Consider the following 23,732-nt stretch of genomic DNA (forward strand, 5'->3'; position numbering starts at 1 on the left):
CTCGGCGGGGCGTTGTCAGTGGCCGGTGCAAGACTGGGCAACAGGTCGAAATCCGGCGGGACCAGAGGGAGTGATCGGCATGGCAGGCATGGACGGCGGGCGCCCGAGCATCTACCCGTCACTGCTGTACGCGGACGCGAAAGCGGCGATCAGGCAGCTCACGGAGGCCTTCGGCTTCACCGAACTGTCAGTGTACGAGGGGGAGGACGGCTCGGTGATGCACGCCGAGCTGGTGCAGGGCAATGGCGCGGTGATGCTCGGCTCCAAGGGCCGTGGCGGCCGTTTCGACGAAGCGATGAAGGGCGCGGGCCCCTGCGGGGTGTACATCGTCGTGGACGACGTGGACGGACACCACCAGCGGGCCGTGGACCACGGCGCCGAGATCCTCATGCCCCCGACGGACCAGGACTACGGCTCGCGTGACTACATGGCGCGGGACCGCGAGGGCAATATCTGGAGCTTCGGCACCTACGCCCCTGAGATAGGGGCGTAGGACACCCGCCGGCCCCAGGGGGCGCGGGGCACCGGCCGGTTCGGGTCGGATCCCCCGTCAGCTTCCTCCGGTGTGCACCTGGAAGGCGGCCCGGCGTACGGCCTTGGCGAGTGCCGGGTCCGGGTGCGCGGCGGCGAGCGCGACCAAGACCTGCACCGTGCGCGGATGCCCGACCGCGCGGACCTCGTCGAGCAGCGCGGGCACGGTGGGCTGGACCGCGGACTCCAAGTGCCGTACGAGGAGCGGGGCTTCACCGTGGTCGGCGACGGCGGCCGCGGTGTCGACCCACAGCCAGGTGGCCTCTTCGCGGGTGAGCACCTCGTGGGCGTCCTCGGGGTCGTGGCCGTCGTGCTCGGCGAGCCAGAGCAGGGCGTAGGGGCGCAGCGAGGTCTCCTCGGCCACGGCGCGCACGTCGGGCTCGGCGGGGGCGCCGACCACGCGCAGCGCCTCGAAGGCGAGGCCGCGGGTGAGGGCGTCCTCGCCACGGGCGGCGTCGAGGAGTTCAGTGACGGCGCTGCCGACGGGGCGTGCGGCGAGCCAGGCTCGGTACTCGGCGCGGGCCGCGTTCGGGCGCAGCTGGGCGCAGCCGCGGAGCATGTCCTCGGCGGACTGCTCGATGTTCCCGGCGGGGCTCTGCGCGGCGACGCAGATCTGCTCCAGCTTGACCCAGACCGCCCAGCTGCCGAGCGGGGTGAGGGTGGCCTGGCCGTCGGCGCAGGTGAGCGCGCCCACGGAGGCGAGGGCGTGCAGGGCCCAGTCGAGGAGGGGGGCGAGCGGGGTGTCCTGCGGGCTCGCCTCGGCGGCGGGCTCGGGCTGGGGCTGGGGGCCGTACGGGATTTCGCAGCGCTCGGTGCGCAGTTCCGTGACGCGCTGTTCGAGGAGGTCGAGGAGTTGCTCCACGGGGACGGGCCCCGCGGAGAGCTGGAGGAAGGAGAGCACCTGAGGCATCGCGGAGACGACCTCGGCGACGGCGGCGGGTTCGCGGTCCGCGGGCTCCGGATACGCGAGCGACCAGGCGTCGAAGAGGGCGACCCAGCCGCGCAGTACGGCGCTGTCGTCGCGGTTCCAGGCGCGCAGCCGCCAGCCCGGGCGGGCGCTGTCGCCGTGCACCTCGACGAGGCCCGCCAGGCGTGCGGTGTCCCAGTCGCCGCGGACCTGAGCCGGGGTCAGCCCCAGGTCCGCGGCGGCCCGTTCGGCGGTGGCGTCGGAGAGGGTGCCCTTGCCGTCGGGGCTCGCGCCGTCGCGCCCCGGGCGCAGGACGGCGTCGGCCCAGCGCGCGACACGGGCCGCGCCGGCCAGGCCGGTGCGCGCCATACGGGCCAGTTCCGCGGGCGGCGGTGTGCCCTCGGGCGGCCGCGGTGCGGGGCGGCGCGAGCGGCGCTGGGTCACCGCTCGGGGGGCGGCGGCCAGGGGCCGCGGGCTGACGAGTCGGAGCCTGGAGTCGCGCGGATTACGGGACGTCACGGGTGCAGTCTTCCGGTTGACGGTCCGAAAACCCAAACGGAATGTCACAGCAGGCGACGGGGGTGGTGGGTGCAGGGGGTTTTCGGGGCGCTCGGCACAGGGAACGAGGCCGCTCAAGAGTTGTCCGGGGCCGAACCGGAAGCGCGCCGTCGGGTTCGCCGGGGTGCTTCGCGGGGCCAGGCGGCCCGGCGGTGCCGGAGGGGTGGCGAGGCGCTTACATCAAGGGGGTGAGGAAGCGGCGCAGGGCCTCTTCGTAGCCTTCCGGGTCGGCGTTCCACATGGCGCCGTGCGGGGCGTTCGGGACCGTGTGCAGGGTGACGAGATTCGGCCGACGCTCGGCGAGGCGGCGTGAGGTGCCCCAGGGGGCGATGGTGTCGTCCGGGCCGTGCAGCAGGAGGGTGGGCACCATGAGGTGGCCGGGGTGCGCGGCGTTCTCGATGCGGTCGCCGTGCACGCCCGTGCGGCCCTGGGCGGCGCGCACCGCGAGGGGCAGCAGGGCGCTGGGGGTGCGGCGCGCCTTGGCGAGGGCGCGCAGCGTGGTCTCCCAGCTGAGGACGGGCGAGTCCAGGACGAGTCCGGAGATCCGCGCGCGCAGGGCGGAGTGCGCGGCGGCGCGCAGGGCCATGGTGGCGCCGATGGACCAGCCGTACAGGACCACCTGCTCGGCGCCGTACCGCACGGCGTAGCGGATGGCCGCGTCGAGGTCGCGCCACTCGGTCTCGCCGAGGTGGTTCAGGCCGTCCTGGGGGCGGGGTGCGCCGAGGTCGCCGCGGTAGGCGAGGTCGAGTACCGGGAAGTGGTGGCGGTTCAGGAACTCCATCACGTTCATCGGGTGTTCGCGGGTGGCGCCCAGGCCGTGCACGGTGATCACCCAGGTGTCGCGGACGGCGGGCACGAACCAGGCGGGCAGGGCGCCGAGTTCACCGGGAATGTCGACGTCGGCGTGGTCGAGGCCGAGGGCGGTGCTCGGGTTGCCGATGTGCAGGTTCGGGGTGAGCCACACCTTGTCGCCGGGTTTCAGGGAGCCGTGGGTGACGCGTTCGAGGCGGCGTACGACGGTGTCGGCGGAGTGGGGCGCGGCGTCCATGACCCGGCCGACGACCGCGTGGGAGCCGTCGCCGGTGAGGCCGTAGGTGCCCGGGCGCAGGGAGGCCAGGTCCCGGGTGAGGACGATCCCGCCCGCCGTCGTGGCGTGCACGGTGAGCCGGGGCTCGGTGGGCAGCGGCTTGCCGGGCGACGTCTTCAGCGCGGCGTCGCTGGCGTACCGGCCCGCCGCCACGGAGGCTGCGCCCGCGGCTATGGCTACGGTGACGGCTGCGGCCGTGGCTCTGATGGTGCGCACGGGTCCAGTCTCCCGGGGGAGCCCGCTATCGGCCAGCGGGAGCGGAGCCCGGGATGCGGTCTTTCGCCCCCGTCGGGGGCCTGTGTGCTCCCGTGGTGTCACTGGTGCCGGTGGTGCGGCGAGCATGCGGGCGCCGAGGTGGGGGAGAGAAGGACCCGCAGGCCGTCGGGGCGGAAGGCACCTCCGGGGGTGCGGTGGGTTCGGCACCGCCGGGTCGGTATGTCCTGGCTGAGCGCCGTCGCGGCGGGAGGACATGTCCGTCCCAGCGGACACGTCCGTCCCAGTTAGGGGACGCGCACGCCATCGAGGGTGGGAGACACCTCCGGGGTACGGGTGGTGCGGCACCGTCGGAGGCGTGTGTCTCGGCTGAGGGCCGTCGCGGCGGAGAGGAGTTTCCCCCTCGGCTCGGGGTTGGGGGCCGGGTCGTAGGAGCGTGGGCGGACCGGTGCGAGCTAGCTCTTCTGGCCGTAGCCCCGTAGGCGTTCCCCCGCCTCCTGCAGTTGGTGGGCCGACAGGAGTGTGGGGGTCAGGCCCGGGACGGCGGAGGCCAGGAGCCAGACCCGGCACATCCACTCCAGCTGGGCCGTGCGGTCGTACGCCTGGTTCAGGGAGGTGCCGTAGGCGATGGTGCCGTGGTTCTGGAGGAGACAGGCGGTGCGGTGGGCGAGGGCCTGGAGCATGTTCTCGGCCAACTCCGGGGTGCCGTATGTCGCATAGGGGGCAACACGGACCGGTCCGCCGAGGGCGCCCGCCATGTAGTGGATCAGCGGGAGCTCGGGGACGAGCGTCGAAACCGCCGTCGCGTGCGCGGCGTGGGTGTGGACGACGGCGCTCGCGTCGGTGGCGCGGTAGATCGCCAGGTGCATGGGCAGTTCGCTCGTCGGAAACAGCGAACCGAGCACCTGCCGGCCGTCGAGATCGACGCCGACGACATCGTCGGGTGTCAGCCGGTCGTACGGCACTCCCGTGGGCGTGACCAGGACGGTGCCGCCGACCCGTACCGACACATTGCCCGACGTACCGACGACCAGTCCGTCGGCCACCGTCCGGCGGGCCGTCGCGACGAGCTCGTCCCACGCCCGCTCCACCACGTCCCGCGCACCCCTCGCGCCCAACTCGCCCCGCTCAGGCGCATCCTGCGCGTCCTCCCGCACGTCCCGTGCGTCCCGCCGCTGCTCAGCCATGCCGCGATCCTGCCAGGCGCGGACGTCAACACGCCGTAGGCGAGGGCACTTTAAGGCGGAACCTGTGCATCCGAAAGGTCGCATATGGGCATACATCACCCTCTGTTGGTGATTGGCTTGTGATCGACCGGCATGCAGTGATCTTCCAGTAATCTCTGGGGGATTTGTCGTGCACGTCGCCATTCCGGGGGGAAATATGGCCCGTGATCACAAACCGTTACGTCGTCGCGCCCGCGCCGTCTCGGCAGCGGCCGTCGTGGCGGCGCTCACCGCCGGGGGGACCGTTCTCACCGCGCTTCCGGCCGACGCCGCGAGCAAACCCAAGGGGCACGACGTCTCCTCGCACCAGAAGAACGTCAACTGGCGGAGCGCGAAGGCGAAGGGCGCACGGTTCGTCTACGTCAAGGCGACCGAGTCCCACACGTACCGCAACCCGTACTTCAGTCAGCAGTACAACGGCGCGCGCAACGCGGGCATCATCCGCGGCGCCTATCACTTCGCGGTGCCGAACAAGTCGTCCGGCGCCGCCCAGGCCGCGTACTTCGTGCGCAATGGCGGCGCCTGGCGCGCGGACGGCTGGACGCTGCCGCCCGCGCTGGACATCGAGTACAACCCGTACAGCAGTCACAAGTGCTACGGCCTGAGCAAGGCCAGGATGGTGAACTGGATCAAGGCGTTCAGCGACGAGGTCAAGCGGGAGACGGGCCGCCGGCCGGTGATCTACACGACCGCGCACTGGTGGAACAACTGCACCGGGGGCAGTCGCGCCTTCGCCGCGAATCACGCTCTGTGGCTCGCCCGCTACGACTCGGCGGACGCGGGCACGCTGCCCGCCGGCTGGTCGTACTGGACGTTCTGGCAGTACGACAACAGCGGCAGCCTGCCGGGTGACCAGAATCTCTTCAACGGATCCATGGCTCAGCTCAAGAGGCTCACAAGGGGCTAGCGGACGGCACCGGAGCCCGATATTCCGCCTCCGTTCGAGTCGCCGGGCCGCTCCTCCGCCGCAAGCGGAGGGGCGGTCCACTGTTTGAGACACCCCACAGCCCGCCCCAGTTCATCTTCCGTTCACCCAGGTTGCCTACGGTCCACCTGCCACTGACGTCAAACAGAAGCCTGGGTAAATGGAACACATCACGCTCCTCCTCGGAATCGTGATCGTCACCGCTCTCGTGTTCGATTTCACGAACGGTTTCCACGACACTGCCAACGCGATGGCGACGACCATCTCGACCGGCGCTCTGAAGCCCAAGACGGCGGTGGCCATGGCCGCCGTGCTGAATCTCGTCGGTGCCTTCCTCTCCGTGGAGGTCGCCAAGACGATCTCCGGCGGCATCATCAATGAAGAGGGCATACGCACCGAAGTGATCTTCGCGGCGCTCGTCGGCGCCATCCTCTGGAATCTGCTGACCTGGCTTCTGGGTCTGCCCTCCAGCTCCTCCCACGCACTCTTCGGCGGCCTGATCGGCGCCGCGGTCATGTCGGCCGGCTGGTCGTCGGTGAACGGCTCGACCATCGTCACCAAGGTGCTGATCCCCGCGGTCGCCGCGCCCCTCGTGGCCGGACTCGCCGCGATGCTGGCCACCCGGCTGACGTACAAGATCGGCGGTCGCGCCGAGGAGAAGGCGACCGCCAAGGGCTACCGCGCGGGCCAGATCGCCTCCGCCGGCCTGGTCTCGCTGGCCCACGGCACGAACGACGCCCAGAAGACGATGGGCATCATCACCCTGGCCCTGGTCACCGGTGGCGTGATCGCGCCGGACTCGAACCCCCCGATGTGGGTCATCGTGTCGGCCGGTACGGCCATCGCGCTCGGCACCTACCTGGGTGGCTGGCGCATCATCCGCACCCTGGGCAAGGGGCTGACCGACCTCGCGCCGCCGCAGGGCTTCGCCGCCCAGACCAGCGCCGCGACGGCCATCCTGGCCTCCTCGCACATCGGCTTCTCGCTCTCCACCACCCAGGTCTGCTCCGGCGCCGTGCTGGGCTCGGGCCTCGGCCGCAAGGGCGGTGTGGTCCGCTGGTCGACCGCGACGCGGATGTTCGTCGCGTGGGGCCTGACGCTGCCGGCGGCCGGTCTGGCCGGTGCGAGCGCCGAGTTCCTGACCAAGCAGGGCACGTGGGGCATCGTCGCCACGGGCGTGCTGCTCGTCGCCGGTGCCGGTGTCATCTGGACGCTGTCCCGCCGCCAGCCGGTCACCGTCGACAACGTCAACGACGTCGCCGCCGAGCCGGCGGGCGTCGTCACCGCGGCGATCGCCGCGGTCACCCCGCCGCCGGCCGGTCCGATCGCCGACGACCTCAAGACCACCATCCCGTCCCCGGACGCGGAGCCCACCCGCCCGGCCACGGTGTAAGGAACGAACAGCATGCACATCGACTGGGCAGCCCTCGCCTCCGTCTTCGGAGTCAGCCTCCTCACCACCGTGGCCCTCGTCGGCCTCTTCACCCTCGGCATCGTCGGCCTCTCGAAGCGCGAGTCGGCGTCCGCCCAGGGGGGCTCTGCCGCCCTCGCGGTCACCGGTGCGTACGTGTGCTTCGCCGCCTGTGCGGCGGCGGTGGCGTACGGGATCTTCATCATCGTGTCCTGAGCGCCGCACGGCCGTAGGGCCTGAGCGTTGCCGTCCGCCCTGTCGGGGCCGCCCTATGGGTGGTCCGGGCAGGGCGGTCGCATGTGTGCCTCCGGGGGGACGACTGAGGCGGGGAGGGAGTCCCTACCTCTGGGGCGTGCGGACCCTGCCGCTCGCAGAGCCATGTGGTGGAGCCGTCAACGCGGCCGTCAAGACGGTAGTCAAGAGTGCCGGTGTCGGTCGCTCCGGACAGCAGAGGGCCGTTGAAGAACCACGCACCGACACTGGGGGAAGCACTGAGGACCGCCAGTCTCGTGGCATTGTCCTCATGCCATAACTCTCAGGTTTCTCGCCCGTGTACGAGGCAAGCACCAGCAGGCCCTTCTTGTCGTACGGCCCCCTCACCTGGAGATCCGTGCCGACCTTCCAGCGGCACGACCTGCCCGTCGTCCCGCATCATCTCGCCGATGTACACGCCACTGTTCGGCCCCTCCCCGTTCGCCTCACGCTGGTCCGGTCTCCGTAGTGCAGGCCATTGCAGGGCGTCACACAGCACGTCCGCAATGCTCTCCTGCGTCATCACCTCCTGGGAGTGAATGCGCGGCACGAGGGGCGCACGAGGGGATCCCGTGCCTCCCGATGTGGGCCTCAGCACACTCCCCCGTCGCAGGTCAACAGCAAGTTGACGGGTCTTCCAACCCCGTGGTGGACTGCCGGAGCCAAGTACGGCGACAGGAGAGGAAGCCGGTGTGAGTCCGGCGCGGTCCCGCCACTGTCACCGGGGAAGGAAGTCCCCGGGAGCCAGGAACTCTCACCGCCGGTCTCGTCGAACCAGGGCGTGGACACCCTGAGTGAGGACATATCGCCATGCGCGGCTGCCCAAGTGCTTTGCGAGCGACGCAAGCGACACCAGCCACACCCCTGACGCGGAGGACGCGGACCACCGTTGTGCCCGACCTGACGGTCGGCTGAACCGATGCGTGCCGATCGCGTCTTCGCGTACGGCGCCGCCGCCGGCCTCCTCGGCGACCTGCTGCTCGGCGACCCCCGCCGGGGGCATCCGGTCGCCGCGTTCGGGCGGGCCGCGGGAGCCGTGGAGCGGGTGTTGTGGCGGGACCACCGCGGGTGGGGCGCGCTGCACACCGCCGTGTGCGTGGGCGGCGCCACCGGGCTCGCGGCGCTGGCCAGTCATTCCGTACGTCGATCCCGTACCGCCTCCATCGCGCTGACCGCCGCCGCCACTTGGGCCGTCGTCGGAGGGACCTCCCTCGGGCGCGAGGCCCGGGCGATCGGCGACGCGCTCGCCGCCGGCGACGTCGAGGTCGCCCGGGAACGGCTGCCGCATCTGTGCGGGCGGGATCCGCAGGCGCTGGACTCCGACGGGATCGCGCGGGCGGTCGTCGAGTCCGTCGCCGAGAACACCTCCGACGCCGTGGTGGGGGCCCTGGTGTGGGGGGCCGTTGGCGGTGTGCCCGGGCTTGTCGCCTTTCGGGCCGTCAACACGCTCGATGCCATGGTCGGGCACAAGTCCCCCAAGTACCGGCGGTACGGCTGGGCTTCCGCGCGGCTCGACGATGTCGCGGGGTGGCCGGGGGCACGGCTGACCGCCGTCCTCGCGACCGTGGCCGGGGGCGATCCGCGGGGCGCCGTGCGCGCGTGGCGTGCGGACGCCCGTAAGCATCCGAGCCCCAACGCCGGGCCCGTGGAGGCTTCGTTCGCGGGGGCGCTGGGGGTGCGGCTCGGGGGGACGCTCTCGTACGGGGGGCGGGTTGAGCACCGGCCCGTCCTCAATGGCGCGGGGCGCGCCGTCCAAGTCGACGACATCCAGCGGGCCGTACGACTGTCGCGCCGCGTGAGTCTGCTCGCGCTCGGCGTCGGCGTCGCCGCACGGGCCCTGACACGACGGGGAGGCACGTCATGAGCGGCGCACTGCTCATCGCCGGCACCACCTCCGACGCCGGCAAGAGCGTCGTGACGGCGGGGATCTGCCGGTGGCTGGTGCGGCAGGGCGTCAAGGTCGCGCCCTTCAAGGCGCAGAACATGTCGCTGAATTCGTTCGTCACGCGCGAGGGAGCGGAGATCGGGCGGGCGCAGGCCATGCAGGCGCAGGCGGCGCGCGTGGAGCCGACCGCGCTCATGAATCCCGTGCTGCTCAAGCCGGGCAGCGACCGGAGCAGTCAGGTCGTCCTCATGGGCAAGCCCGTCGGGGAGCTCTCGGCGCGCGGCTACCACGGAGGACGGCAGGAGCAGCTCCTCGGGACCGTGCTGGACTGCCTCGCCGAGTTGCGGGGCACGTATGACGCGGTGATCTGTGAGGGAGCCGGCAGTCCCGCTGAGATCAATCTGCGGCGTACCGACATCGTGAACATGGGGATCGCCCGGAATGCCCGGCTCCCCGTGCTCGTCGTCGGTGACATCGACCGTGGGGGCGTGTTCGCCTCGTTCTTCGGGACGGTCGCGCTGCTCTCGCGCGAGGACCAGGAGCTCGTCGCCGGGTTCCTCGTCAACAAGTTCCGCGGGGACGTGTCCTTGTTGGAGCCGGGGCTCGACATGCTGCACGGCCTCACCGGGCGTCCCTCCTACGGCGTCCTGCCCTTCCAGCACGGCCTCGGCATCGACGAGGAGGACGGGCTGCGGGTCTCCTTGCGGGGAGCGGTCCGGGAGTCGGAGGTCTCCTCCCCCGTCGGCGAGGACATCCTGCGAGTCGCGGTCTGCGCCATCCCCCTCATGTCCAACTTCACGGACGTGGACGCGCTGGCCGCCGAGCCGGGTGTCGTCGTGCGGTTCGTGGACCGGGCCGAGGAGCTGGCCGACGCCGACCTCGTCGTCGTCCCGGGGACCCGGGGGACGGTGAAGGCGCTGGAGTGGCTGCGGGAGCGCGGACTCGCGGCCGCCATTTCCAGAAGGGCCTCGGAAGGCCGTCCCGTCCTCGGTGTCTGCGGTGGCTTCCAGATCCTCGGCGAGCACATCGAGGACGAGGTCGAGAGCCGCCGGGGCCATGTCGAGGGCCTCGGACTCCTGCCTGTACGCGTGCGGTTCGCGCGCGAGAAGACCCTCACCCGGCCCGTCGGCGCGGCGCTCGGCGAGCGGGTCGAGGGGTACGAGATCCATCACGGCGTCGCCGATGTCACCGGTGGCGATGCGTTCATCTCTGATGACAATGGACACAGCCTGGACGGCTGCCGGGTCGGCGCCGTCTGGGGTACGCACTGGCACGGCTCGCTGGAGTCGGACGGATTCCGGCGCGCCTTCCTGCGCGAGGTGGCGGCCGCCGCGGGCCGTCGTTTCGTGCCCGCCGCCGACACGTCGTTCGGGGCGCTGCGCGAGGAGCAGTTGGACCGGCTCGGCGATCTGATCGAGGAACACGCGGACACGGACGCGCTGTGGCGGCTCATCGAGTCGGGCGCGCCGCAAGGACTGCCCTTCATTCCACCGGGAGCACCCGCATGAGCACAGTGTTGTTGTTGTCGACCGCCGACACGGATCTGCTGGCGGCCCGTGCCTCCGGCGCCCCGTACCGGATCGGCAATCCGACCCGGGTGGACGTCTCGGAGGAGCTCCCGGGGCTCATCGAGGGCGCGGACATCGCCGTCGTACGGCTCCTGGGGGGCAAGCGCGCCTGGGAAGAGGGCCTGAGCACGCTGAAGGCCTCGGGCATCCCGACCGTGCTGCTCGGCGGAGAGGCCGTCCCGGACGCCGAGTTGATGGCCGAGTCGTCGGTGCCGGCCGGTGTGGTGGCCGAGGCGCTGCGCTATCTGGTGGAGGGCGGCCCGGAGAACCTCACCGAACTGGCCCGGTTCCTCTCCGACACCGTGCTGCTCACCGGTGAGGGCTTCGAAGAGCCGCAGAAGATGGCCGAGTACGGCATCCACGACGAGCGGGCCTTCGTCGAGGGCCGCCCGACGGTCGGCGTGCTCTTCTACCGGGCGCACGAGCTGTCCGGCAACACGGCGTTCGTCGACACGCTGTGCGACGCGATCGAGGCGCGTGGCGCCAACGCCCTTGCCGTGTACTGCGGTTCGCTGCGCGGCGCGGACGCGGGCCTGTACGAGATCCTCGCGAAGACCGACACGCTGGTCGCCACCGTGCTCGCGGCGGGCGGCACGCACGCCTCGCAGGCGTCCGCGGGCGGCGACGAGGAGGCGTGGGACATCGGCGCGCTCGCCGACCTGAACGTCCCTGTGCTGCAGGGGCTCTGCCTGACCTCGTCGAAGAGCGCCTGGGACGCGTCGGACGCCGCCCTCTCCCCCATGGACGCGGCGATGCAGGTCGCGATCCCGGAGTTCGACGGGCGGCTCATCACGGTCCCCTTCTCCTTCAAGGAGCAGGGTCCCGACGATGTGCCCGTGTACGTCGCCGACCCCGAGCGGGCGGCGCGTGTCGCCGGAATCGCCCTGCGCCACGCCCGGTTGAAGCACAAGCCGAACGCGGAGAAGAAGCTCGCGCTCGTCTTCACCGCCTACCCGACCAAGCACTCGCGGGTCGGCAACGCGGTGGGCCTCGACACGCCCGCCTCGGCGGTGCGGGTGCTGGACGCCCTGCGGGACGCCGGGTACGTGGTCGAGGGGCACCCGGACAACGGCGACGAGTTGATCCACCGGCTCATCAACGCCGGTGGCCACGACGTCGAATGGCTGACGGAGGAGCAGCTGGCCGCCGCCCCCGCGCGCGTGCCGCTCGCCGACTACCGGGCGTGGTTCGACCAGCTCGACCCCGAACTGCGGGACGGCATGCTGGAGGCATGGGGTGAGCCGCCGGGCAGCCTGTACGTCGACGGCGACGACATCGTCCTGGCCTCCCTCCAGTTCGGGAACGTCGTCGTGATGATCCAGCCGCCGCGCGGCTTCGGCGAGAACCCGATCGCGATCTACCACGACCCGGACATGCCGCCGTCGCACCACTACATGGCGGCGTACAGGTGGCTGGAGAACAGTTTCGGCGCCGACGCCGTCGTGCACATGGGCAAGCACGGCACGATGGAATGGCTGCCGGGCAAGGGACTTGGGCTCAGCAGCGGCTGCGCCCCCGACGCCGTCCTCGGCGAACTCCCGCTCGTCTACCCGTTCATCGTCAACGACCCCGGCGAGGGCACCCAGGCCAAGCGCCGCGGGCACGCCACCGTCGTCGACCACCTCGTACCGCCGATGGCGCGCGCGGACACGTACGGCGATCTGGCGAAGCTGGAGCAGCTCCTCGACGAGTACGCCCTGGTGTCCGACCTGGACCCGACCAAGGCCCCGGCGGTCCGCGCCCAGATCTGGACGCTCGTCAAGGCGGCGGAACTCCACCACGACCTGCATGTGGACGAGCAGCCGGACGACGCGGCGTTCGACGAGTTCGTCATGCACATCGACGGCTATCTGTGCGAGATCAAGGACGTGCAGATCAGGGATGGGCTGCACATTCTCGGCGGCGGGCCGGAGGCCGAGCCGCGCGTGAACCTCGTGCTGGCCGTGCTGCGCGCCTCGCAGGTGTGGGGTGGCGCGGCGAACGCGCTGCCAGGGCTGCGGGCAGCTCTCGCCGAGCACTTCGGCCTGGTCGAGAAGGAGTTGCTCGCCGAACCGGGCGCGCCGGTGAAGGTGCCGGTCGAACTGACGGATCTCGTCGAGGGTCCGGCCCGTTCGGCGGCCGACGCGATCGATCTCCTCGAGCAGCTGTGCCGCCGGATCGCGGAGGGCATGGAGGAGCGCGGCTGGGTGACCTCCGAGAGCACCGCTCTCGTCCGCGAGGTCCTCGGCGTCGAACTCCCGGACGCCATCGCGGTGTTGGAGTTCGCCTGCCGCGAGGTCGTGCCGCGGCTCGCCCGTACGACGGACGAGATCGACCACATCCTCAAGGCGCTTGACGGCGGTTACGTCCCGGCGGGCCCGTCGGGTTCGCCGACCCGCGGGCTCGTGAACGTCCTGCCGACCGGCCGCAACTTCTACTCCGTCGACCCCAAGGCCATCCCGTCCAGGCTGAGCTGGGAGGTCGGGCAGTCGCTCGCCGACTCGCTCGTGGCCCGCTATCTCCAGGACACCGGCGCGTACCCGACGTCCGTCGGTCTGACGGTCTGGGGTACGTCCGCGATGCGCACACAGGGAGACGACATCGCGGAGATCCTCGCGCTGCTCGGCTGTCGTCCGGTGTGGGACGACGCGTCGCGCCGCGTGACCGGCTTCGAGGTCGTGCCGCTCGCCGAACTCGGGCGCCCTCGCATCGACGTCACGGTCCGCATCTCCGGCTTCTTCCGGGACGCCTTCCCGCACGTCGTCGGGCTCATCGACGACGCGGTGCGGACGGTGGCCGAGCTGGACGAGCCCGCCGACCGGAACTATGTGCGCAAGCACGCCGACGAGGACACCGCCGAGCACGGCGACCGGCGCCGCGCGACGGCCCGTATCTTCGGCTCGAAGCCGGGCGCGTACGGGGCGGGGCTGCTGCCGTTGATCGACGCACGCAACTGGCGCTCGGACGCCGACCTCGCCGAGGTGTACGCGGTGTGGGGCGGCTACGCCTACGGGCGCGGGCTCGACGGGCGGGCGGCGCGCGGCGACATGGAGACGGCGTTCAAGCGCATCGCCGTCGCAGCGAAGAACGTCGACACCCGTGAGCACGACCTCGTCGACGCGGACGACTACTTCCAGTACCACGGCGGCATGGTCGCCATGGTGCGCCATCTGACGGGCGCGAGCCCGGAGGCGTACGTCGGTGACAGCGCCGTACCGGACCAGGTGAAGACCCGGACCCTCGGCGAGGAGACGCACCGCGTGTTCCGCGCGCGCGTCGTCAACCCGCGCTGGATGGCCGCGATGCGGCGCCACGGCTACAAGGGTGCCTTCGAGATGGCGGCGACCGTCGACTACCTCTTCGGGTACGACGCCACGGCAGGGGTCGTGGACGACTGGATGTACGAGAAGCTCAGCGCCGAGTACGTCTTCGACCCGGAGAACCGGGACTTCATGAAGAAGTCCAACCCATGGGCGCTGCGCGGCATCACCGAGCGCCTGCTGGAGGCCGCCGACCGCGGGCTGTGGGCCGAGCCGGACGCGGACACGCTGGAGCGGCTGCGCGCCACCTATCTGGAGCTCGAAGGCGACTTGGAGGGCGACGACCAGTGAGTACTCCGTTTCCGTTCACGGCGGTGGTCGGCCAGGACGACCTGCGGCTCGCGCTGCTGCTGAACGCCGTCTCGCCGGCCGTGGGCGGTGTGCTCGTCCGAGGCGAGAAGGGCACCGCCAAGTCCACTGCCGTACGCGCCCTTTCGGCCCTCATGCCGCAGGTGGACGTCGTCGCCGGGTGCCGCTTCTCGTGCGCTCCCGCCTCCCCCGATCCGGCGTGCCCGGACGGACCGCACGAGCCCGGGGCGGGCACCCGACGGCCAGCGCGCATGGTGGAGTTGCCGGTCGGCGCCTCCGAGGACCGGCTCGTCGGCGCGCTCGACATCGAGCGGGCGCTGGCCGAGGGCGTGAAGGCCTTCGAGCCCGGCCTGCTGGCCGACGCGCACCGCGGGATCCTCTACGTCGACGAGGTCAATCTCCTGCACGACCATCTCGTCGACCTGCTGCTCGACGCCGCCGCGATGGGCGCCTCGTACGTCGAGCGCGAGGGCGTCTCCGTACGGCATGCCGCCCGTTTCCTGCTCGTCGGGACCATGAACCCCGAAGAGGGCGAACTGCGGCCGCAGTTGCTGGACCGCTTCGGGCTCACCGTCGAGGTGGCGGCCTCGCGGGAGCCCGACCAGCGGGTGGAGGTCGTCCGGCGAAGGCTGGCGTACGACGACGATCCGGACGGGTTCGCTGCGCGCTGGGCCGACGAGGAGTCCGCCGTACGGGCGCGGATCGTGGCCGCGCGGGAGCTGTTGCCGTCCGTACGGCTCGGGGACGGGGCGCTGCGGCAGATCGCGGCGACCTGCGCGGCCTTCGAGGTGGACGGCATGCGGGCCGACATCGTCATGGCGCGGACCGCGACCGCACTCGCCGCGTGGGCGGGGCGGACCGAGGTGCTCGCCGAGGACGTACGGCAGGCGGCGCTGCTCGCGTTGCCGCACCGGCGGCGGCGGAATCCCTTCGACGCGCCAGGACTCGACGAGGACAAGCTCGACGAGACGCTGGAGGAGTTCGGATCGGACACGGACGGGGACGACGATCCCGATCCGGACGGGCCCGGCGGGGGCGGACAGCCGCCGCAGGACGGGCCCGACGACGGCTCCGCTCCCGAGGCGCCGGGTGAGAGCCCCGCGCGGGCCGAGTCCGGCGAGGGCGGGCAGCCTCAGGCGGGCGGCGAGCAGTCTCCCGTACGGGCCGCCGAACCCTTCCGTACGAAGGTGCTGAGCGTGCCCGGGCTCGGTGAGGGCGCGGCCGGGCGGCGTTCGCGGGCGCGGACCGAGCACGGGCGGACCACCGGGTCGCGGCGGCCCCAAGGGGCGCTCACCAAGCTGCACTTGGCGGCGACCGTGCAGGCGGCGGCGCCGCATCAGCGGGCGCGCGGGCGGTCGGGCCGCGGTCTCGTCGTACGGCGGGACGATCTGCGCCAGGCCACGCGGGAGGGGCGTGAGGGGAACCTCGTGCTCTTCGTCGTGGACGCCTCCGGGTCGATGGCGGCGCGGCAGCGGATGAGTGCCGTGAAGGGTGCGGTGCTGTCGCTGCTGCTCGACGCGTATCAGCGGCGGGACAAGGTGGGGCTCGTGACCTTCCGCGGATCCGCGGCCGAGGTCGCGCTGCCGCCGACTTCTTCGGTGGACGCGGCGGCGGCTCGGCTGGAGTCGCTGCCCACGGGTGGGCGTACGCCGCTGGCGGCCGGATTGCTGCGCGCGCATGAGGTGTTGCGGGTCGAGCGGCTGCGGGATGCCGCTCGGCGGCCCCTGGTCGTCGTCGTGACCGATGGGCGGGCCACGGGCGGTCCCGAGCCGGTCGCGCTCGCGGGGCGTGCGGCGCGGCTGTTCGCGGCCGACGGGGTCGCCTCCGTGGTCGTCGACTGCGAGGCGGGGCCCGTGCGACTCGGGCTCGCGGGGCAGCTCGCGGGTGAACTGGGCGGCACCGCGGTCACGTTGGACGAGCTGCGGGCCGATTCCATCGCCGGGCTCGTGCGGGATGTGCAGGGAACTTCGAGGAGGGCCGCGTAATGCCGCAGGGACAGCCGAGTGTCGTACCGGACGACGGTCTGACGACGCGCCAGCGTCGCAACCGGCCGCTCGTCGTCGTGCATACGGGGATCGGGAAGGGCAAGTCGACCGCCGCGTTCGGGCTCGCGCTGCGTGCCTGGAATCAGGGGTGGCCCATCGGGGTGTTCCAGTTCGTCAAGTCGGCGAAGTGGAAGGTCGGGGAGGAGAACGCGCTGCGTGTGCTCGGCGCCTCCGGTGAGGGCGGGTCCGTCGACTGGCACAAGATGGGCGAGGGCTGGTCCTGGGTCCAGCGCGACTCCCAGATGGACAACGAGGAGAAGGCCCGCGAAGGATGGGGGCAGGTCAAGCGTGACCTCGCCGCCGAGACGTATCGGCTGTACGTCCTCGACGAGTTCGCGTACCCCATGCACTGGGGGTGGGTGGATGTCGATGAGGTGGTGGCCGTGCTGCGGGATCGGCCGGGGACTCAGCATGTGATCATCACGGGGCGCAATGCCCCCGAGAAGCTTGTCGAGTTCGCCGATCTTGTGACCGACATGTCCAAGGTCAAGCACCCGATGGACGCCGGCCAGAAGGGGCAGAGGGGCATCGAGTGGTGACTTCTTCCGTTCCTCGGCTGGTCATTGCCGCGCCCTCGTCGGGCAGCGGCAAGACCACCGTTGCCACGGGGCTGATGGCGGCCTTCGCCTCGCGGGGGCTTGCCGTGTCCCCGCACAAGGTGGGGCCCGACTACATCGATCCCGGGTATCACGCGCTCGCCACCGGGCGTGTGGGGCGGAATCTCGACGCGTACCTGTGCGGGGCGGAGTTGATCGCGCCGTTGTTCGCGCATGGGGCGCGGGGGTGCGATCTGGCTGTGGTCGAGGGTGTCATGGGGCTGTTCGACGGGGCCGCGGGGCAGGGGGAGTTGGCCTCCACGGCTCATGTCGCGAAGTTGCTTCGGGCGCCTGTGGTGCTGGTCGTCGATGCGTCGTCGCAGTCGCGGTCCGTTGCCGCGCTGGTGCATGGGTTTGCCTCTTGGGATCCCGAGGTGCGGGTTGCGGGGGTGATCCTCAACAAGGTGGGGTCCTCTCGGCACGAGTCCCTCTTGCGGGAGGCGTTGGACGAATCCGGGGTGCCTGTTCTTGGGGTGCTTCGGCGGGTTCCGCAGGTGGACACGCCTTCTCGGCATCTTGGGCTGGTGCCGGTTGCCGAGCGGCGTGCGGAGGCTGTGGGGGCGATTGCCGCGATGGCCTCGCAGGTGCGGGAGGGGTGCGATCTCGACGCGCTCCTTGCGCTGGCGCGGAGTGCGCCTGAGTTGTCGGGTGCGGCTTGGGATGCGGCTGAGGTTGTTCTTTCTTCGCCCCCGCCGCCCCTTCCCGTTCCCGTCCCTGGGGGCTCCGCCCCCAGACCCCCGTATCGGCCTGAACGGCCTCGTCCTCAAACGCCGGACGGGCTGAAAGTGCCGCCCCCAGCCGGGTGGGTGGGGGATGGCGGACGGGATCGTCCTCAAACGCCGGACGGGCTGAAAGTGCCGGCCGGGGTGAAAAGGGTTGCCGTCGCCGGGGGACCCGCGTTCACCTTTTCCTACGCCGAGCATGCCGAGCTGCTTGCCGCTGCCGGGGCCGAAGTCGTCACCTTTGATCCGCTGCGGGATGAGCAACTGCCCGAGGGGACGGGTGGGTTGGTCATCGGGGGCGGGTTTCCCGAGGTGTACGCGCCGGAGCTGTCGGCCAATGAGGCGCTCCGTAAGGCCGTTGCCGAGCTGGCGCTCAGTGGCGCGCCCGTGGCCGCCGAATGTGCCGGGCTGCTCTATCTGTGCCGGGAGCTCGACGGGCAGCCCATGTGCGGGGTGCTCGACGCCACGGCCCGGATGAGCGAGCGGCTCACCCTGGGCTACCGGGACGCAGTCGCCGTGTCGGAGAGTGTGCTGGCGGAGGCGGGAGCGCGGATGCGCGGGCACGAGTTTCACCGGACCGTCGTCGAACCCGGCGCCGGGGCGGCTCCCGCCTGGGGAGTGCGCGCCCCTCAGCGGCGGGTCGAAGGTTTCGTACAACAAGGTGTGCACGCGAGTTATCTGCACACGCACTGGGCGTCCGAGCCCGGTGTCGCCCGTCGGTTCGTGGAGAGGTGCCTGACGTCATGAGCAGCAAGCTGATCGGAGTCGGGGTCGGGCCCGGCGACCCGGAGCTGGTGACCGTCAAGGGCGTCAACGCTCTGCGGACCGCCGAGGTCGTCGTGGTGCCCGTGATGGACACTGGCGAGCGGGGGCGGGCCGAGGCGACCGTCCTGCACTACGTCCCTGAGGACAAGGTCGTACGAGTCGTGTTCGCGCTCAACGAGCGGACCGACCGGGGGCGGCGCGAGGCGGCCTGGGATGCCGCCGGGGCGCGGGTCGCCGAACTGCTCACGAGGCATGACTCCGTCGCCTTCGCCACCATCGGCGATCCCAACGTGTACTCGACCTTCACCTATCTCGCGCAGACCATCGGGGAACTCGTTCCCGGAACGGTCGTCGAGACCGTGCCCGGTATCACCGCCATGCAGGATCTCGCCGCCCGGTCGGGGGCCGTCCTCACCGAGGGGACCGAGCCGCTCACCCTGGTGCCGGTGACCGCCGGGGCCGCCGTACTCAAGGACGCCCTCAACGGGCCCGGCACCGTGGTCGCGTACAAGTTCGGGCGGCAGGCTCAGGAGGTCGCCGAGGCACTGCGCGAGACCGGGCGGATCGACGACGCGGTGTGGGGGTCCGCGCTCGGGCTCGAGGACGAGTCGATCCGGCCCGCGGGCGAACTCGACGGTGGACCGCTGCCGTACCTCTCCACGCTCATCGCGCCCGCCCGGCGCGACGGCACGCGCGGCGGAAAGCTGTGAACCACGCCCGCTCACACCGCGATCCCCACCACCAGCCAGATGAAGCCCACGCCCGCGACCGTGCACAGCAGGGTCGAGCGGGCCGGGTGCTCGTGGTGTGCCTCGGGGAGGATCTCGGCGGCGGCGAGGTACAGGAGTACGCCCCCGAAGAGGCCGAGATAGCCGCCGAGCAGGTGCTCCGGGATCGTGAAGAAGAGCGTCGAGGTGGCGCCGACCACGGGGGCCGCGGCGTCCGCGAACAGCATCGCGATCGCCTTGCGGCGGGCGTTCCCGTACAGGCTCGTGATCGTGTACGTGTTGAAGCCGTCCGCGAAGTCGTGGGCGATCACGGCGAGCGCGACCGCCAGGCCCATACCGCCCCCGACCTGGAAGGCGGCGCCGATCGCGACGCCGTCCATCGCGCTGTGGCCGACCATCGCGGCGGCCGCCGTCAGGCCCACCTCGGGCGCGCGTCCGCCGTCCTCCTCGCCACCGTGCGCGGCCTGCCGGTGGGCCAACAGGCGTTCCACCAGATGAGCCAGCAGGAACCCGGCGACGAAAAGGAGGAGCGCGGCGGGTACGCCGAGGACCTCTTCGCCTGCCGCTTTCAGCGCCTCCGGCAGCAGGTCCAGGCCGACCACGCCGAGCATCAGTCCGCCGGCCAGGCCCAGCACCAGGTGGCGGCGGTCGGTCACGCGTTGTGCCGTCCAGCCGCCGGCCAGCGTCATCAGGAACGCGCCGAGCGCGACGAGGACCGCCATACGCCCTTGCTATCCGATCAACCCCCGTTCGCGCACGTCCGACAACGTCCGCGCGCGCACTGACTTTTCGCAGCACCCGAGTTTTCGTAGGAGAGGACCGATTCCCATGGCCGATGCCCCCACCGGCAAGGTGACCTTCGTCGGGGCAGGGCCCGGCGCCGCCGACCTGCTGACGTTCCGCGCCGCGCGCGCCATCGCCGAGGCCGACATCGTGATCTGGGCGGCCAGCCTGGTGCAGGCCGAGGTCCTCGACCACGCGCGCGAGGGCGCGGAGATCCTCGATTCGGCGACGATGTCGCTCGAGGACGTCGTCGCCGTGTACGAGCGAGCTCTTCGGCAGGGCCTGAAGGTGGCGCGGATCCACTCCGGCGACCCCGCCCTGTGGGGCGGTACGCAGGAGCAGGTCGACCGGTGCGCGGAGATCGGGATCGAGACCGAGATCGTGCCCGGCGTCTCCTCCTTCTCCGCGGTCGCCGCGCTCGCGCAGCGCGAGCTGACGATTCCCGAGGTCGCGCAGTCCGTCATCCTCACCCGGCTCGGCGGCGGCAAGACGCCGATGCCGCCCGGGGAGGAGGTCCGCGAGTTCGCCCGGCACGGCACCACCATGGCGCTGTTCCTGTCGGCCGCCCGCAGCGGCCAGCTCGTACGGGAGCTGCTGGAGGGCGGTTATCCGACCTCCACTCCGGTCGTGGTCGCCTATCAGGCGACCTGGCCGGAGGAGCTGATCGTGAAGTGCACGATCGAGACGCTCGAGGAGACCGTCAAGGAGCACAAGCTCTGGAAGCACACCCTCTTCCTGGTCGGCCCGGCGCTCGACGCGAGCGGCACCCGCTCGCACCTCTACCACCCCGGTCACTTCCACGGGTTCCGCAAGGCCGACCCGCAGGCGCGCGCGGAGCTGCGCGCGGCGCGGAAGGGCAGTCCCTCGTGATCCCGGAAGAGCAGTCCGGTGTGATCACCGTCGTCGGTACGGGGACGGGGGCGCCGCTGTCTCCGGATGCCACCTCCGCTCTCGCCGAGGCCGGACTCGTCGTGGGAGCCCGGCGGCATCTGGCGGCCGCGCGGCTGCCGGAGGGGGCCGAGCGGATCGTCCTCGGACCGCTCGCACCCGCCCTCGACACCATCGAGCGGTACGTGGAGAAGGACGGCCGGGTCGTCGTGCTCGCCTCCGGCGACCCCGGGTTCTTCGGGATCGTGCGGGCGCTGGCCGAGCGGTTCGGGGCGCAGCGGCTGGACGTACGCCCGGGCGTCTCGTCCGTCGCCACCGCCTTCGCGCGGCTCGGGCTGCCCTGGGACGACGCGGTGGTCGTGAGCGCGCACGGGCGTGATCTGCGCACGGCCGTCCAGATCTGCCGGTCCCGGCCGAAGGTGGCCGTGCTGACCGGTCCCGGCTCCGGACCCGCCGAGCTGGGCGCCGCCCTCGCGTACCGCTCCGACCGCGTCCTCGTCGTGGCGAGCGCCCTGGGCGACCCCGAGCACGAGCGCGTGGAGCGGGTCACGCCCGCCGAGGCCGCGGCCCGCGACTGGGGTACGGCGGTGAGCGTCGTCCTGTGCCTGGACGAGTCACGTGCCCTCGCCCCCGTACGCACCGTCGCCGGGCCGCCACCCGGACCTGCCCAATGGGCCCTGGACGAGAGCGAGTTCGCCCACCGCGACTCGATGATCAGCAAGTTCGAGGTACGGGCGCTCGCGCTGGCCCGGCTCGGTCCGCGGCTCGGCGAGCTGATCTGGGACGTCGGCGCGGGCTCCGGGTCCGTCGCCGTCGAGTGCGCGCGGTTCGGCGCCGCCGTCACCGCGATCGAGAAGACGCACGACGGGGTCGAGCGGATCCGCGCCAACGCCGCGGCGCACGGCGTGGACGTACGAGTGGTGCACGGTGCCGCGCCCACGGTCCTGTCCGACCTGGACGACCCGGACGCCGTCTTCATCGGCGGCGGCGGACGCGAACTGCCCGCCATCGTCACGGTCTGCGCGCGCCGTGCCCGGCGGGCCGTCGTGGTCGCCATGGCCGCGCTGGACCGGGTGCCGGCTGCCCGGGACGCGCTCATCGCCGCCGGGTTCGACTGCGACGGTGTCCTGCTGCAGTCGTCCCGGCTCGCGCCGCTGCCGGGTGGCGTAACCCGGCTCGCGGCCACCAATCCCGTTTTTCTGCTGTGGGGCGTCCGGCCTCCGGCCCGTACCGAAGGAGTCCCCCAGTGATCGGCCTGATTTCCGCCACGGCGGCGGGGGCGGTGGCCCGTGACCGGCTGGCCGCGGCTTGGCCCACACGTGTCCGTGTGTACGACGGGGCCGTCGGGGACGCCGTGCGGACCGCGTTCGCGGAGTGTGAGCAGTTGGTGTGTTTCCTTGCCACGGGGGCGACGGTGCGGCTCGTGGCGCCGCTGCTTTCCGACAAGGGAGTCGACCCCGGGGTCGTGTGCGTCGACGAGGCGGGGCGGTTTGCCGTGTCCCTTGTCGGAGGGCACGGCGGCGGCGCCAATGAACTCGCCCTGGAGGTCGGGGAGTTGCTCGGGGCCGAGCCGGTGGTGACCACCGCGACTGACTCCGTCGGGGTGCCGGGGCTGGATACGCTCGGGTTCCCCGTGGAGGGAGATGTCGCGGGGGTTTCCCGGGCCATGTTGGATGGGGAACCCGTTGCGCTGGAGGCGGAGTTGAGCTGGCCCCTGCCCGCGTTGCCGTCGAATGTGGGGAGCCCGGCGCTGGACGCTGCGCCCACCCTCCCCCAAGCTCTCGGCTCCGCTCGAGCAGGGGGGACCCCCATCGCCCCGAGGGACGACGGCCCACAGCAGTACCGGATCCGCCTCACCGATCGTGCCCTAGAACCCGAAGAGCGGCAGGTCGTGCTTCGGCCGCCCTCCCTCGTCGTCGGTGTCGGGGCCTCGAAGGGTGCCCCTGCCGATGAGGTGCTCGGGCTCATCGAAGGCGTTCTCCGTGACGCGGGGCTCTCCGCGAAGTCCGTCGCCGAGATCGCCACCGTCGAGGCCAAGGCCGGCGAGCCCGGCATTGTCGAGGCGGCCGAGCGGCTCGGGGTGCCTGTGGTGACGTACGGCGCCGAGGAGTTGGCGGAGGTGAGCGTGCCGAATCCTTCGGACGCGCCGCTCACCGCCGTGGGGACACCCTCGGTGGCGGAGGCGGCCGCCCTCGTGCAAGGGGGTGAACTCCTCGTCCCCAAGCGGAAGTCGGAGCGTGCGGACGGGCAGCCGGCGATGGTGACATGTGCCGTCGTACGTCGGCCGGGGCGCGGGCGGCTCGCCGTCGTCGGGCTCGGGCCCGGCGCGCGCGATCTGCTCACCCCCCGTGCCAAGGCCGAACTCCGCCGCGCCTCCGTGCTCGTCGGGCTCGACCAGTACGTCGACCAGATCCGCGATCTGCTGCGGCCCGGGACGCGGGTCCTGGAGTCGGGGCTCGGCGCCGAGGAGGAGCGGGCGCGGACGGCCGTGGCGGAGGCCCGGCACGGGCAGGCCGTCGCGCTGATCGGCAGCGGCGACGCGGGCGTGTACGCGATGGCGTCGCCCGCGCTGGCCGAGGCGTCCGACGACATCGACGTGGTCGGGGTGCCCGGGGTGACCGCGGCCCTCGCGGCCGGGGCGATCCTGGGCGCGCCGCTCGGCCACGACCATGTGTCGATCAGCCTCTCCGACCTGCACACTCCCTGGGAGGTCATCGAGCGCCGGGTACGGGCGGCGGCCGAGGCGGACATCGTGGTGACGTTCTACAACCCGCGCAGCCGGGGCCGGGACTGGCAGCTGCCGAAGGCGCTCGCGATCCTCGCCGAGCACCGGGAGCCGACGACGCCGGTGGGTGTCGTACGCAACGCCTCCCGCCCGGACGAATCCAGCCGTCTCAGCACCCTCGCGGGTCTCGATCCGGCGACGGTGGACATGATGACCGTCGTGACCGTGGGCAACACGGCGACCCGTGAGATCGCCGGGCGCATGGTGACGCCGCGCGGCTACCGCTGGCAGGAGGAGCCCAAGTGAGCC

18 protein-coding genes and 1 riboswitch are annotated in these 23,732 nt (G+C 71.9%); of the genes, 14 read left to right on the forward strand and 4 right to left on the reverse strand.

All coding sequences use genetic code 11. From position 1 onward, the window contains the following. Positions 1 to 79: 79 nt before the first annotated feature. Positions 80 to 493, forward strand: a complete 414-nt coding sequence (locus ACFY0T_RS32310) for a VOC family protein (RefSeq protein ID WP_388878413.1) — start codon at positions 80 to 82, stop codon at positions 491 to 493. A gap of 57 nt (positions 494 to 550) precedes the next feature. Here the strand turns inward: ACFY0T_RS32310 and ACFY0T_RS32315 are convergent, their stop codons facing one another. The 3 genes from ACFY0T_RS32315 to ACFY0T_RS32325 all read right to left on the reverse strand — a co-directional run bounded on the left by ACFY0T_RS32315 (position 551) and on the right by ACFY0T_RS32325 (position 4,483). After that, positions 551 to 1,957: a hypothetical protein gene (locus ACFY0T_RS32315; RefSeq protein WP_388878415.1), complete on the reverse strand. Its 1,407-nt coding sequence runs from the start codon at positions 1,955 to 1,957 to the stop codon at positions 551 to 553. Between the two features lie 214 nt (positions 1,958 to 2,171). After that, positions 2,172 to 3,299, reverse strand: a complete 1,128-nt coding sequence (locus tag ACFY0T_RS32320; protein WP_388878418.1) for an alpha/beta hydrolase — start codon at positions 3,297 to 3,299, stop codon at positions 2,172 to 2,174. Positions 3,300 to 3,751: 452 nt separating this feature from the next. Next, positions 3,752 to 4,483 (reverse strand): class II aldolase/adducin family protein, encoded by a 732-nt coding sequence (locus ACFY0T_RS32325; RefSeq protein ID WP_388878421.1) that lies wholly within the window; start codon positions 4,481 to 4,483, stop codon positions 3,752 to 3,754. 196 nt (positions 4,484 to 4,679) lie between these two features. Here ACFY0T_RS32325 and ACFY0T_RS32330 point away from each other — a divergent pair, with 196 nt between their 5' ends. The 10 genes from ACFY0T_RS32330 to cobI all read left to right on the forward strand — a co-directional run bounded on the left by ACFY0T_RS32330 (position 4,680) and on the right by cobI (position 19,009). Then, positions 4,680 to 5,429: a lysozyme gene (locus tag ACFY0T_RS32330; RefSeq protein ID WP_388878424.1), complete on the forward strand. Its 750-nt coding sequence runs from the start codon at positions 4,680 to 4,682 to the stop codon at positions 5,427 to 5,429. A 178-nt stretch (positions 5,430 to 5,607) separates the two neighbouring features. Beyond that, positions 5,608 to 6,840 (forward strand): anion permease, encoded by a 1,233-nt coding sequence (locus ACFY0T_RS32335; RefSeq protein ID WP_388878427.1) that lies wholly within the window; start codon positions 5,608 to 5,610, stop codon positions 6,838 to 6,840. Positions 6,841 to 6,852: 12 nt separating this feature from the next. Further along, the gene (locus ACFY0T_RS32340; protein ID WP_388878430.1) at positions 6,853 to 7,074 is read left to right on the forward strand and encodes a hypothetical protein; all 222 of its coding nucleotides are present in this window, start codon (positions 6,853 to 6,855) and stop codon (positions 7,072 to 7,074) included. A gap of 667 nt (positions 7,075 to 7,741) precedes the next feature. Continuing rightward, positions 7,742 to 7,885: riboswitch (cobalamin riboswitch) on the forward strand. Between the two features lie 144 nt (positions 7,886 to 8,029). After that, the gene (locus ACFY0T_RS32345; protein ID WP_388878433.1) at positions 8,030 to 8,974 is read left to right on the forward strand and encodes a cobalamin biosynthesis protein; all 945 of its coding nucleotides are present in this window, start codon (positions 8,030 to 8,032) and stop codon (positions 8,972 to 8,974) included. Continuing rightward, positions 8,971 to 10,503: a cobyric acid synthase gene (locus ACFY0T_RS32350; protein ID WP_388878435.1), complete on the forward strand. Its 1,533-nt coding sequence runs from the start codon at positions 8,971 to 8,973 to the stop codon at positions 10,501 to 10,503. Before ACFY0T_RS32345 ends, ACFY0T_RS32350 begins: the two co-directional genes overlap by 4 nt. Next, positions 10,500 to 14,153: a cobaltochelatase subunit CobN gene (gene cobN, locus ACFY0T_RS32355; protein WP_388878438.1), complete on the forward strand. Its 3,654-nt coding sequence runs from the start codon at positions 10,500 to 10,502 to the stop codon at positions 14,151 to 14,153. The genes ACFY0T_RS32350 and cobN overlap by 4 nt, the downstream gene beginning before the upstream one ends. Beyond that, positions 14,150 to 16,156, forward strand: coding sequence for a putative cobaltochelatase (locus ACFY0T_RS32360; protein WP_388878440.1), 2,007 nt, complete (start codon positions 14,150 to 14,152; stop codon positions 16,154 to 16,156). The genes cobN and ACFY0T_RS32360 overlap by 4 nt, the downstream gene beginning before the upstream one ends. Beyond that, on the forward strand, positions 16,156 to 16,755 hold the full coding sequence (cobO, locus tag ACFY0T_RS32365; RefSeq protein WP_388878442.1) for a cob(I)yrinic acid a,c-diamide adenosyltransferase: 600 nt from the start codon (positions 16,156 to 16,158) through the stop codon (positions 16,753 to 16,755). The genes ACFY0T_RS32360 and cobO overlap by 1 nt, the downstream gene beginning before the upstream one ends. Beyond that, on the forward strand, positions 16,752 to 18,281 hold the full coding sequence (locus ACFY0T_RS32370; protein WP_388878850.1) for a cobyrinate a,c-diamide synthase: 1,530 nt from the start codon (positions 16,752 to 16,754) through the stop codon (positions 18,279 to 18,281). Before cobO ends, ACFY0T_RS32370 begins: the two co-directional genes overlap by 4 nt. Continuing rightward, the gene (cobI, locus tag ACFY0T_RS32375) at positions 18,278 to 19,009 is read left to right on the forward strand and encodes a precorrin-2 C(20)-methyltransferase (protein ID WP_388878445.1); all 732 of its coding nucleotides are present in this window, start codon (positions 18,278 to 18,280) and stop codon (positions 19,007 to 19,009) included. The genes ACFY0T_RS32370 and cobI overlap by 4 nt, the downstream gene beginning before the upstream one ends. 11 nt (positions 19,010 to 19,020) lie before the next feature. On the opposite strand, the gene ACFY0T_RS32380 is transcribed toward cobI, so the two are convergent. Continuing rightward, positions 19,021 to 19,749 carry a ZIP family metal transporter gene (locus tag ACFY0T_RS32380; protein ID WP_388878448.1) on the reverse strand — a complete coding sequence of 243 codons (729 nt, stop codon included), beginning with the start codon at positions 19,747 to 19,749 and terminating at the stop codon, positions 19,021 to 19,023. Positions 19,750 to 19,855: 106 nt separating this feature from the next. Here ACFY0T_RS32380 and cobM point away from each other — a divergent pair, with 106 nt between their 5' ends. The 3 genes from cobM to cobJ are packed head-to-tail and all read left to right on the forward strand — an operon-like array spanning position 19,856 to position 23,729. Beyond that, entirely contained in the window at positions 19,856 to 20,680 is an 825-nt protein-coding gene (cobM, locus tag ACFY0T_RS32385; RefSeq protein ID WP_388878450.1) for a precorrin-4 C(11)-methyltransferase, read from the forward strand. A gap of 20 nt (positions 20,681 to 20,700) precedes the next feature. After that, positions 20,701 to 21,948 carry a precorrin-6y C5,15-methyltransferase (decarboxylating) subunit CbiE gene (cbiE, locus tag ACFY0T_RS32390; protein ID WP_388878853.1) on the forward strand — a complete coding sequence of 416 codons (1,248 nt, stop codon included), beginning with the start codon at positions 20,701 to 20,703 and terminating at the stop codon, positions 21,946 to 21,948. Continuing rightward, on the forward strand, positions 21,945 to 23,729 hold the full coding sequence (gene cobJ / locus ACFY0T_RS32395; RefSeq protein WP_388878453.1) for a precorrin-3B C(17)-methyltransferase: 1,785 nt from the start codon (positions 21,945 to 21,947) through the stop codon (positions 23,727 to 23,729). Before cbiE ends, cobJ begins: the two co-directional genes overlap by 4 nt. Positions 23,730 to 23,732 lie beyond the last annotated feature (3 nt).

Source organism: Streptomyces sp. NPDC001530, assembly GCF_042894545.1.
Lineage (GTDB): Bacteria > Actinomycetota > Actinomycetes > Streptomycetales > Streptomycetaceae > Streptomyces.